We start from the raw sequence: 9088 nt of genomic DNA, 5'->3' as shown, positions 1-9088 counted from the left end.
TTCAATCATGGGTCGCAGCTTAAAAAAAGGACCTTTTGTTGATGAACATTTAATGACAAAGATCGAAAAGCTTAATGAAACAGAAAGCAAGCAAGTTACTAAAACTTGGTCTCGCCGTTCTACGATCTTCCCACAATTCATCGGACACACAATCGCAGTTTATGATGGTCGTAAACATGTGCCTGTATACATCACTGAAGACATGGTAGGCCACAAGCTTGGAGAATTCGCTCCAACTCGTGCGTACAAAGGCCATGGCAATGATGATAAGAAAACAAGACGTTAATGAGAGGAGGGCATTCTAATGCAAGCTAAAGCTGTTGCAAGAACAGTTCGTATTGCTCCTCGTAAAGCTCGTTTAGTCGTAGATTTAATTCGAGGAAAGCAAGTAGGCGAAGCAGTAGCGATTTTAAACCTTACACCTAAAGCTGCTTCTCCAATCGTAGAGAAAGTTTTAAAATCTGCACTAGCTAACGCTGAGCACAACTACGAAATGGACGTTAACAACCTGGTAGTTGCTCAAGCATTCGTAGACGAAGGACCAACTTTAAAACGTTTCCGTCCTCGCGCTATGGGCCGTGCAAGCCAAATCAATAAGCGCACTAGCCATATTACTATCGTTTTATCAGAAAAGAAGGAGGGATAATCAGTGGGTCAAAAAGTAAATCCAGTCGGTTTGCGTGTCGGTGTCATCCGTGATTGGGAGTCAAAATGGTACGCAGGCAAAGACTATGCTGATCTTTTACACGAAGACCTTAAGGTTCGTGAGTACATCACAAAGCGCTTAAGCGATGCTTCTGTTTCTAAAGTAGAAATCGAACGTGCTGCTAATCGCCTGAACATCACTATCCACACTGCGAAACCAGGAATGGTTATCGGTAAAGGTGGTACTGAGGTTGAAGCACTTCGCAAGTCACTTAACTCATTAACTGGCAAGCGTGTTCACATCAACATTCTTGAAATTAAAAGAGCAGATATCGATGCGAAATTGGTTGCGGAAAACATTGCTCGTCAATTAGAAAACCGCGTATCTTTCCGTCGTGCTCAAAAACAAACTATTCAACGTGCAATGCGCGCTGGCGCTAAAGGTATCAAAACAATGGTATCTGGTCGTTTAGGCGGTGCTGATATCGCTCGTTCAGAATCATACAGCGAAGGAACAGTTCCACTTCATACTCTTCGTGCTGATATCGATTATGCTACAGCTGAAGCTGATACAACTTACGGTAAATTGGGCGTAAAAGTATGGATCTATCGTGGAGAGGTCCTTCCTACGAAGAAGAAAACTGGGGAAGGAGGCAAATAATATGTTATTGCCAAAGCGCGTAAAATATCGTCGTGTACACCGCGGAAAAATGCGTGGTCAATCAAAGGGCGGAACTGAAGTAAACTTCGGTGAATATGGCCTTCAAGCTTTAGAAGCTTCTTGGATCACTAACCGTCAAATTGAATCTGCACGTATTGCAATGACTCGTTACATGAAACGTGGCGGTAAAGTTTGGATTCAAATTTTCCCACACAAACCATACACTGCAAAGCCTCTTGAAGTCCGCATGGGTTCCGGTAAAGGTGCTCCTGAAGGATGGGTAGCAGTTGTTAAGCCTGGTAAAGTAATGTTCGAAATCGCTGGTGTATCTGAAGAGATCGCTCGTGAAGCATTACGTCTTGCAGCACACAAACTTCCAGTTAAGTGCAAGTTTGTAAAACGAGAAGAAATTGGTGGTGAATCAAATGAAAGCTAATGAAATTCGTGACCTTACCACTGCCGAAATTGAACAAAAAGTAAAATCATTAAAAGAAGAGCTTTTCAACCTTCGCTTTCAATTGGCGACTGGACAACTTGAAAACACAGCTCGCATTCGTGAAGTACGCAAAGCGATTGCCCGCATGAAAACTGTTATTCGTGAAAGAGAAATCGGCTTTAGCAAGTGATATTGAGAGGAGGTTCGCACAATGAGTGAACGCAACCAACGCAAAGTTTACACTGGACGCGTCGTTTCTGACAAAATGGATAAGACAGTAACGGTTCTTGTCGAAACTTACAAAAAGCATCCACTTTACGGTAAACGCGTTAAGTACTCTAAAAAGTTCAAGGCTCATGATGAGCAAAACCAAGCAAAAACTGGCGATATCGTTCGTATTATGGAAACTCGTCCACTATCTGCGACTAAACGCTTCCGTCTTGTAGAAGTAGTTGAAAAAGCAGTTATTATCTAATTGTTCGGTTGGGAGATTTATCCCGAAGGGAGGTTACACACATGATTCAACAAGAATCACGTTTAAAAGTTGCTGACAACTCTGGTGCTCGTGAAGTACTTACAATCAAAGTTCTTGGTGGCTCTGGCCGCAAAACTGCTAACATCGGTGATGTTATCGTTTGTACAGTGAAACAAGCAACACCAGGTGGCGTTGTTAAAAAAGGTGATGTTGTTAAAGCGGTAGTTGTTCGTACTAAGAGCGGTGTACGCCGTAATGACGGTACTTACATTCGTTTCGATGAAAACGCATGTGTAATTATTCGTGATGACAAAGGACCACGCGGAACTCGTATCTTCGGACCGGTTGCCCGTGAACTACGTGAAAACAACTTCATGAAAATTGTATCTTTAGCTCCAGAAGTATTATAAATAACAAATCAAATTGCCTTTAAGGAGGTGCGCACAGATGCATGTGAAAAAAGGTGACAAAGTTATGGTCATCTCTGGTAAGGATAAAGGCAAAACGGGCGTTATTCTTGCAGCGTTCCCTAAACAAAGCCGAGTGCTTGTTGAAGGAGTTAACATTGTAAAGAAACACTCTAAGCCTTCTCAGATGAACCCGCAAGGCGGAATCATCAGCCAAGAGGCACCTGTTCATGTATCAAACGTTATGCCTGTCGATCCTAAATCTGGTGAACCAACTCGTGTAGGCTATAAAACGGTTGATGGCAAAAAAGTACGTGTTGCAACAAAATCCGGTGAAGTTCTAGATAAATAGTTCAAAGAAGAAGGGAGGTACAATGAATGAACCGCCTAAAAGAAAAGCATTCAAAAGAAATTACTCCTGCTCTAATGAGCAAGTTTAACTATAAATCAGTTATGCAAACACCTAAGCTAGAAAAAATCGTTATCAACATGGGTGTTGGTGACGCTGTTCAAAACGCAAAAGCACTAGATAAAGCTGTTGAGGAATTAACTTTGATCACTGGTCAAAAGCCGGTTATCACTCGCGCTAAGAAATCAATCGCTGGCTTCCGTCTTCGTGAAGGTATGCCAATCGGTGCGAAGGTTACTCTTCGTGGAGAGCGCATGTATGAGTTCTTTGATAAGTTAGTATCTGTATCTCTTCCACGTGTACGTGACTTCCGCGGTATCTCTAAGAAGTCATTTGACGGCCGTGGTAACTATACTCTAGGTGTCAAAGAACAGTTGATCTTCCCTGAGATTGATTACGATAAAGTAAGCAAAGTTCGTGGTATGGATATCGTTATCGTAACTACAGCTAACACTGATGAAGAAGCTCGTGAACTTTTAACTCAATTTGGAATGCCATTCCAAAAGTAATCGCTAAATAGAGGGAGGCGAAAACGTGGCTAAAAAGTCAATGATTGCGAAACAAAAACGCACGCCTAAACACAAGGTACAGGAGTACACTCGCTGCGAACGCTGCGGACGTCCACATTCTGTATACCGTAAATTTAAGCTTTGTCGTATTTGTTTCCGTGAATTAGCATATAAAGGACAAATTCCTGGCGTGAAAAAAGCTAGCTGGTAAACCCCAAGCATGGGAAGGAGGTAAAAACAATGGTCATGACAGATCCAATTGCAGACTTGCTAACTCGCATCCGTAATGCGAACATGGTTCGTCACGAAAAATTAGAAGTTCCTGCTTCTAACATCAAGAAAGAAATTGCAGAGATCTTAAAGCGTGAAGGTTTTGTACGTGATGTTGAGCTTATCGAGGATAACAAGCAAGGCATCATCCGCATTTTCCTAAAATACGGTTCAAACAACGAACGCGTTATCACTGGTCTTAAGCGTATCAGTAAGCCTGGTCTTCGTGTATACGCAAAGGCTGATGAAGTACCTCGCGTACTTAACGGTCTTGGAATCGCACTAGTTTCTACTTCTCAAGGAGTTATCACTGATAAAGAAGCCCGCGCTAAACAAGTCGGCGGAGAAGTATTAGCATACGTTTGGTAATAGAGTTTTTCATGAATGGAGGTGCAATTAAATGTCTCGTATAGGTAAAAAACCAATCGAAATTCCAACTGGTGTTACTGTTACTAATGACAATAACACTGTTACTGTGAAGGGTCCTAAAGGTGAACTAACTCGTTCATTCAACCAGGATATCGAAATCAAGGTGGAGGATAACGTAATCAACGTTTCCCGTCCATCTGATGCGAAAGAACACCGCGCATTGCACGGAACAACTCGCGCACTTCTAGCTAACATGGTTGAGGGTGTGTCAAAAGGATTCGAAAGAGGACTGGAGCTTATCGGTGTCGGTTACCGTGCTCAAAAACAAGGCAAAAAGCTTGTTTTAAACGTTGGTTACTCTCATCCTGTTGAAATCGAGCCTGAAGAAGGTATTGAGGTTGAAGTGCCATCTAACACTAAGATCATTGTTAAAGGTACTAACAAAGAGCGTGTTGGCGCATTGGCTGCCAACATTCGTGATGTTCGTCCTCCAGAGCCTTACAAAGGTAAAGGTATCCGCTATGAAGGCGAATATGTTCGTCGTAAAGAAGGTAAAACTGGTAAGTAATGCCGCTTAGGTAAACGAAAGGAGTGACCGAAATGATTACGAAGGCTGATAAAAATGCAGTTCGTAAGAAAAGACATGCTCGTGTGCGTGCGAAACTTTCTGGAACTGCGGCTCGTCCTCGTTTAAATGTGTATCGTTCAAACAAGCACATTTATGCTCAACTTATTGATGATGTAAACGGAGTTACTGTAGCAAGTGCTTCTACACAAGATAAAGAAGTGAACCTTGATGCAACTGGCAACGTTGATGCAGCAGTTAAGGTCGGAGAATTAGTTGCAAAGCGCGCAGTCGAAAAAGGCATTAAAGCTGTCGTTTTCGATCGTGGTGGCTATCTATATCATGGACGTGTTCAAGCTCTAGCTGATGCAGCACGTGAAAATGGTTTAGAATTTTAATAGACAAAGGAGGGACACAAAAAGATGCGTCGTATTGATCCAAACAAACTTGAACTTGAAGAGCGCGTAGTTACGGTTAATCGTGTAGCAAAGGTTGTTAAAGGTGGACGTCGTTTTCGTTTCTCTGCTCTTGTAGTAGTAGGTGACAAAAACGGTCACGTTGGCTTTGGTACAGGTAAAGCACAGGAAGTACCTGAAGCGATCCGCAAAGCTATTGAAGATGCTAAGAAAAACTTAGTCGAAGTACCTATGGTTGGAACTACAATTCCTCACCAGGTAATCGGTCACTTCGGTGCTGGAGAAATCCTTCTTAAGCCTGCTTCTGAAGGTACTGGAGTAATCGCCGGAGGTCCAGTTCGTGCGGTTCTAGAATTAGCTGGTGTTGGTGATATCTTATCTAAATCTTTAGGTACTAACACACCAATCAACATGGTTCGCGCCACTTTGAACGGTTTAACTCAATTAAAACGTGCTGAGGACGTAGCGAAATTACGTGGTAAATCAGTAGAAGAACTGTTAGGATAAGGAGGGATATCAAATGGCGAATAAACTAGAAGTAACCCTCACTCGCAGCGTGATTGGTCGCCCGCAAGACCAGCGCGAAACAGTTAAGGCTCTTGGCTTACGCAAAATGCACCAAACAGTTGAGCATCAAGATAATCCTGCTATCCGCGGAATGATCAACAAAGTTGCTCACCTTGTTGTGGTAAAAGAAAAATAAATCTATTCTTCTACAAATAAGGAGGTGCCAACATGAAACTTCATGAATTAAAGCCTGCAGAAGGTTCTCGTGGGGAACGCAAACGCAAAGGCCGTGGTATCGGTTCCGGTAATGGTAAAACTGCTGGTAAGGGTCATAAAGGTCAAAACGCTCGTTCTGGCGGCGGTGTCCGTCCTGGATTCGAGGGTGGTCAAACACCTTTATTCCAACGCTTGCCTAAACGCGGTTTCACTAACATCAACCGTAAAGAGTACGCGATTGTGAACCTTGATGCTTTAAACCGTTTCGAAGATGGAGCTGAAGTAACTCCAGCGCTTCTTATCGAAACTGGTGTAGTTAGCAACGAAAAAGCAGGAATCAAGATTCTTGCAAAAGGCAAAGTTGAGAAAAAGCTTACAGTAAAAGCTCATAAATTCTCCTCTGCTGCAAAGGAAGCTATTGAAGCTGCCGGCGGTCAAACTGAGGTGATTTAATGTTTCAGACAATCTCCAATTTTATGCGTGTGGGTGATATAAGACGAAAGATTATCTTCACCCTTTTAATGCTGATTGTATTTCGCATCGGTACATTTATCCCTGTACCGGGCGTAAATGCAGATCTGTTAAAAGCCCAGGATGAACTTAATGTATTCGGTGTTCTGAATACATTCGGCGGCGGGGCGCTCCTAAACTTCTCCATCCTTGCAATGGGTATCATGCCGTACATTACGGCATCCATCATTGTGCAGCTTCTGCAGATGGATGTTGTTCCTAAGTTTACGGAATGGTCAAAGCAGGGAGATGTTGGACGCCGTAAGTTAGCTCAGTTTACCCGTTACTTTACTATCGTGCTTGGTTTTATCCAGGCTCTCGGTATGTCTTATGGGTTTAATAACCTAGCAGGCGGAATGCTGATTGAGAATCCGGGAATTACCTCTTATCTATTGATTGCTGTGGTATTGACTGCTGGAACTGCGTTTTTAATGTGGCTTGGTGAGCAGATTACATCAAAAGGTGTAGGAAATGGTATTTCCATCATTATCTTTGCTGGTATCGTAGCTGGGATTCCTTCAACGGTTAACCAGATTTACGCTCAGCAATTTGAAAATGCTGGAGAGCAGCTGTTCCTTCGCATTGTGACAGTTGTGCTTATCCTAATCGCAGTCATTGCTATTGTTGTAGGAACGATCTTCATCCAACAGGCATTAAGAAAGATTCCTATTCAATATGCTAAGCGTGTAACAGCAGGACAGAATTCTGCTGGCGGACAATCAACTCATCTTCCGTTAAAAGTTAATGCAGCTGGTGTAATACCAGTAATCTTTGCAATTTCTTTCATCATCACGCCTAGAACCATTGCCGGTTTCTTTGAGCAGAATGATGTTACCCTGTGGATTCAAAGAATATTTGACTATACGTCTCCAATCGGAATGGTCATCTATAGTGCATTAATCATTGCTTTTACTTATTTCTATGCTTTCATTCAGGTGAACCCGGAACAAGTTGCGGAAAACCTGAAGAAGCAGGGCGGTTATATCCCGGGCATCCGTCCAGGAAATAACACGCAGGAATATTTGACTCGCGTCTTATACCGTTTAACTTTTGTTGGTGCGCTATTCCTGACAGTGATTTCAATCCTGCCAGTATTCTTCATCAATATCGCCGGATTGCCTGAATCTGCGCAAATTGGAGGCACAAGCCTGCTGATCGTTGTCGGTGTTGCACTGGAAACGATGAAGCAGCTTGAAGCACAGCTGGTTAAACGTCATTATAAAGGTTTCATTAAATAATTTGGTTGTAGGGGACGCATGTTCCCTTATACCATTTAGAGACTAGGGGGAAATTGACGTGAATTTAGTTTTAATGGGGCTCCCTGGTGCCGGTAAAGGTACACAAGCCGAGAAGATCGTCCAAAAATACGGCATCCCTCATATTTCTACCGGAGATATGTTCCGTGCGGCTATTAAAGACGAAACGGACCTAGGCCTTAAAGCAAAATCATTCATGGATAAAGGCGAGCTTGTTCCTGATGAGGTAACAATCGGCATTGTACGTGAACGATTAAGCAAGGATGATTGCGAAAAAGGCTTTTTGCTGGATGGCTTCCCAAGAACGGTTGCCCAAGCAGACGCCCTTGAAAACATCCTTTCTGATTTGAACAAGAAAATTAATTATGTTATTAATATTGATGTTGATCAGAGTATTCTAATGGAACGTCTTACTGGACGCCGCATCTGTAAAGACTGCGGAGCAACTTATCATTTAGTTTTCAATCCGCCAGCGAAAGACGGAGTGTGTGATCGCTGCGGCGGTGAGCTGTATCAGCGTGCTGATGATAATGAAGCGACTGTTCAGAATAGACTTGACGTTAATATTAAACAAACCAAACCGTTGCTTGATTTCTACGAAACGAAAGGTTATCTGCGCAATATTGATGGTCAGCAGGATATTAATAAAGTATTTTCTGATCTTGATGCATTGCTCGGGGGCTTACAATGATCATTTGCAAAACCCCGCGTGAGCTTGAAATAATGCGTGAGGCCGGCAGAATCGTAGCACTTACACATCAGGAACTGAAAAAACATATTGCACCCGGAATCACAACCCGCGAACTGGATGTTATTGCTGACCGGTTTATCCGTAAACACGATGCGATTCCATCATTCAAAGGGTACAATGGTTTCCGCGGCAGCATCTGTGCTTCAGTTAACGATGAACTTGTTCATGGCATTCCTGGTGGTCGAGTTTTAAATGACGGTGATATAATCAGCATTGATATCGGTGCTAAATATAACGGTTATCATGGTGACTCAGCCTGGACTTATGCTGTTGGCCAAATTGATGAGGAATCCGGGCGTCTGATGGATGTGACAGAGGAATCATTATATAAGGGCCTTGAAGAAGCAAAACCAGGTGAGCGCTTGTCGAACATCTCCCATGCTATCCAAACGTATGCGGAATCTAATGGCTTTTCCATTGTACGCGAGTATGTCGGCCATGGTGTAGGGCAAGACTTACATGAGGATCCTCAAATTCCTCATTATGGACCCCCTAACAGAGGGCCGCGCTTAAAGCCGGGAATGGTACTTGCTATTGAACCTATGGTGAATGCAGGAAGTCGTTATGTTAAAACCTTAACCGATAACTGGACAGTTGTAACGGTTGACGGTAAAAGGTGTGCACATTATGAGCATACAATAGCGATCACTGAATCCGGTTATGAAATACTGACAAAAGCCTAAGGT

General features: G+C 42.9%; 19 protein-coding genes. All 19 read left to right on the top strand.

The features are described 5' to 3' along the window. The first annotated feature begins 7 nt into the window (after positions 1–7). From rpsS to map, 19 genes are read left to right on the top strand one after another with little or no spacing between them, the layout of a single operon-like run. Positions 8–286 (top strand): 30S ribosomal protein S19, encoded by a 279-nt coding sequence (rpsS, locus tag CE058_RS19470; RefSeq protein ID WP_009336580.1) that lies wholly within the window; start codon positions 8–10, stop codon positions 284–286. 18 nt (positions 287–304) lie between these two features. Further along, the gene (rplV, locus tag CE058_RS19465; RefSeq protein WP_009336582.1) at positions 305–646 is read left to right on the top strand and encodes a 50S ribosomal protein L22; all 342 of its coding nucleotides are present in this window, start codon (positions 305–307) and stop codon (positions 644–646) included. Positions 647–649: 3 nt separating this feature from the next. Next, positions 650–1306: a 30S ribosomal protein S3 gene (gene rpsC / locus CE058_RS19460; protein WP_009336585.1), complete on the top strand. Its 657-nt coding sequence runs from the start codon at positions 650–652 to the stop codon at positions 1304–1306. Between the two features lies 1 nt (position 1307). After that, positions 1308–1742: a 50S ribosomal protein L16 gene (gene rplP / locus CE058_RS19455; RefSeq protein ID WP_048011516.1), complete on the top strand. Its 435-nt coding sequence runs from the start codon at positions 1308–1310 to the stop codon at positions 1740–1742. After that, entirely contained in the window at positions 1732–1932 is a 201-nt protein-coding gene (rpmC, locus tag CE058_RS19450; protein WP_009336588.1) for a 50S ribosomal protein L29, read from the top strand. Before rplP ends, rpmC begins: the two co-directional genes overlap by 11 nt. Positions 1933–1953: 21 nt before the next feature. Then, positions 1954–2217, top strand: a complete 264-nt coding sequence (gene rpsQ, locus CE058_RS19445; RefSeq protein ID WP_009336589.1) for a 30S ribosomal protein S17 — start codon at positions 1954–1956, stop codon at positions 2215–2217. A gap of 41 nt (positions 2218–2258) precedes the next feature. Next, on the top strand, positions 2259–2627 hold the full coding sequence (rplN, locus tag CE058_RS19440; RefSeq protein ID WP_009336590.1) for a 50S ribosomal protein L14: 369 nt from the start codon (positions 2259–2261) through the stop codon (positions 2625–2627). A gap of 37 nt (positions 2628–2664) precedes the next feature. Next, entirely contained in the window at positions 2665–2976 is a 312-nt protein-coding gene (gene rplX / locus CE058_RS19435) for a 50S ribosomal protein L24 (protein ID WP_035332291.1), read from the top strand. Between the two features lie 26 nt (positions 2977–3002). Beyond that, entirely contained in the window at positions 3003–3542 is a 540-nt protein-coding gene (gene rplE / locus CE058_RS19430; protein WP_135149729.1) for a 50S ribosomal protein L5, read from the top strand. 25 nt (positions 3543–3567) lie between these two features. Then, entirely contained in the window at positions 3568–3753 is a 186-nt protein-coding gene (rpsN, locus tag CE058_RS19425; RefSeq protein ID WP_009336593.1) for a 30S ribosomal protein S14, read from the top strand. Positions 3754–3782: 29 nt separating this feature from the next. Continuing rightward, positions 3783–4181, top strand: a complete 399-nt coding sequence (gene rpsH, locus CE058_RS19420; RefSeq protein ID WP_035332289.1) for a 30S ribosomal protein S8 — start codon at positions 3783–3785, stop codon at positions 4179–4181. Between the two features lie 31 nt (positions 4182–4212). Then, on the top strand, positions 4213–4749 hold the full coding sequence (gene rplF / locus CE058_RS19415) for a 50S ribosomal protein L6 (RefSeq protein WP_048011515.1): 537 nt from the start codon (positions 4213–4215) through the stop codon (positions 4747–4749). 32 nt (positions 4750–4781) lie between these two features. Further along, positions 4782–5144 (top strand): 50S ribosomal protein L18, encoded by a 363-nt coding sequence (rplR, locus tag CE058_RS19410; protein ID WP_163144785.1) that lies wholly within the window; start codon positions 4782–4784, stop codon positions 5142–5144. 24 nt (positions 5145–5168) lie between these two features. Beyond that, positions 5169–5669 (top strand): 30S ribosomal protein S5, encoded by a 501-nt coding sequence (gene rpsE, locus CE058_RS19405; protein ID WP_009336597.1) that lies wholly within the window; start codon positions 5169–5171, stop codon positions 5667–5669. 13 nt (positions 5670–5682) lie between these two features. Further along, positions 5683–5865: a 50S ribosomal protein L30 gene (rpmD, locus tag CE058_RS19400; protein WP_009336598.1), complete on the top strand. Its 183-nt coding sequence runs from the start codon at positions 5683–5685 to the stop codon at positions 5863–5865. A gap of 32 nt (positions 5866–5897) precedes the next feature. Then, positions 5898–6338 (top strand): 50S ribosomal protein L15, encoded by a 441-nt coding sequence (rplO, locus tag CE058_RS19395; RefSeq protein ID WP_035332284.1) that lies wholly within the window; start codon positions 5898–5900, stop codon positions 6336–6338. Beyond that, positions 6338–7633, top strand: coding sequence for a preprotein translocase subunit SecY (gene secY / locus CE058_RS19390; protein WP_035332282.1), 1296 nt, complete (start codon positions 6338–6340; stop codon positions 7631–7633). Before rplO ends, secY begins: the two co-directional genes overlap by 1 nt. Positions 7634–7691: 58 nt before the next feature. After that, on the top strand, positions 7692–8342 hold the full coding sequence (locus CE058_RS19385) for an adenylate kinase (protein WP_095245987.1): 651 nt from the start codon (positions 7692–7694) through the stop codon (positions 8340–8342). After that, positions 8339–9085, top strand: coding sequence for a type I methionyl aminopeptidase (gene map / locus CE058_RS19380; RefSeq protein WP_048011512.1), 747 nt, complete (start codon positions 8339–8341; stop codon positions 9083–9085). Before CE058_RS19385 ends, map begins: the two co-directional genes overlap by 4 nt. Positions 9086–9088 lie beyond the last annotated feature (3 nt).

This window comes from Bacillus sp. 22-7 (genome assembly GCF_010628845.1).
GTDB lineage: Bacteria > Bacillota > Bacilli > Bacillales > Cytobacillaceae > Cytobacillus > Cytobacillus firmus_B.
Note: the sequence above shows the minus strand (reverse complement) of the source record. Positions and strands in the feature narration are given on the sequence as shown.

Excerpts from the sequence above, each read along its gene's own strand:
- rpsH (WP_035332289.1), top strand. The coding sequence starts at position 3,783 with ATGGTCATGACAGATCCAATTGCAGACTTGCTAACTCGCATCCGTAAT.
- rpsQ (WP_009336589.1), top strand. The coding sequence starts at position 1,954 with ATGAGTGAACGCAACCAACGCAAAGTTTACACTGGACGCGTCGTTTCT.
- rplV (WP_009336582.1), top strand. The coding sequence starts at position 305 with ATGCAAGCTAAAGCTGTTGCAAGAACAGTTCGTATTGCTCCTCGTAAA.
- rplE (WP_135149729.1), top strand. The coding sequence starts at position 3,003 with ATGAACCGCCTAAAAGAAAAGCATTCAAAAGAAATTACTCCTGCTCTA.
- rplX (WP_035332291.1), top strand. The coding sequence starts at position 2,665 with ATGCATGTGAAAAAAGGTGACAAAGTTATGGTCATCTCTGGTAAGGAT.
- rpsE (WP_009336597.1), top strand. The coding sequence starts at position 5,169 with ATGCGTCGTATTGATCCAAACAAACTTGAACTTGAAGAGCGCGTAGTT.
- rplP (WP_048011516.1), top strand. The coding sequence starts at position 1,308 with ATGTTATTGCCAAAGCGCGTAAAATATCGTCGTGTACACCGCGGAAAA.
- rplN (WP_009336590.1), top strand. The coding sequence starts at position 2,259 with ATGATTCAACAAGAATCACGTTTAAAAGTTGCTGACAACTCTGGTGCT.
- rplR (WP_163144785.1), top strand. The coding sequence starts at position 4,782 with ATGATTACGAAGGCTGATAAAAATGCAGTTCGTAAGAAAAGACATGCT.
- map (WP_048011512.1), top strand. The coding sequence starts at position 8,339 with ATGATCATTTGCAAAACCCCGCGTGAGCTTGAAATAATGCGTGAGGCC.
- secY (WP_035332282.1), top strand. The coding sequence starts at position 6,338 with ATGTTTCAGACAATCTCCAATTTTATGCGTGTGGGTGATATAAGACGA.
- rpmC (WP_009336588.1), top strand. The coding sequence starts at position 1,732 with ATGAAAGCTAATGAAATTCGTGACCTTACCACTGCCGAAATTGAACAA.
- rplF (WP_048011515.1), top strand. The coding sequence starts at position 4,213 with ATGTCTCGTATAGGTAAAAAACCAATCGAAATTCCAACTGGTGTTACT.
- rpsS (WP_009336580.1), top strand. The coding sequence starts at position 8 with ATGGGTCGCAGCTTAAAAAAAGGACCTTTTGTTGATGAACATTTAATG.
- rplO (WP_035332284.1), top strand. The coding sequence starts at position 5,898 with ATGAAACTTCATGAATTAAAGCCTGCAGAAGGTTCTCGTGGGGAACGC.
- rpmD (WP_009336598.1), top strand. The coding sequence starts at position 5,683 with ATGGCGAATAAACTAGAAGTAACCCTCACTCGCAGCGTGATTGGTCGC.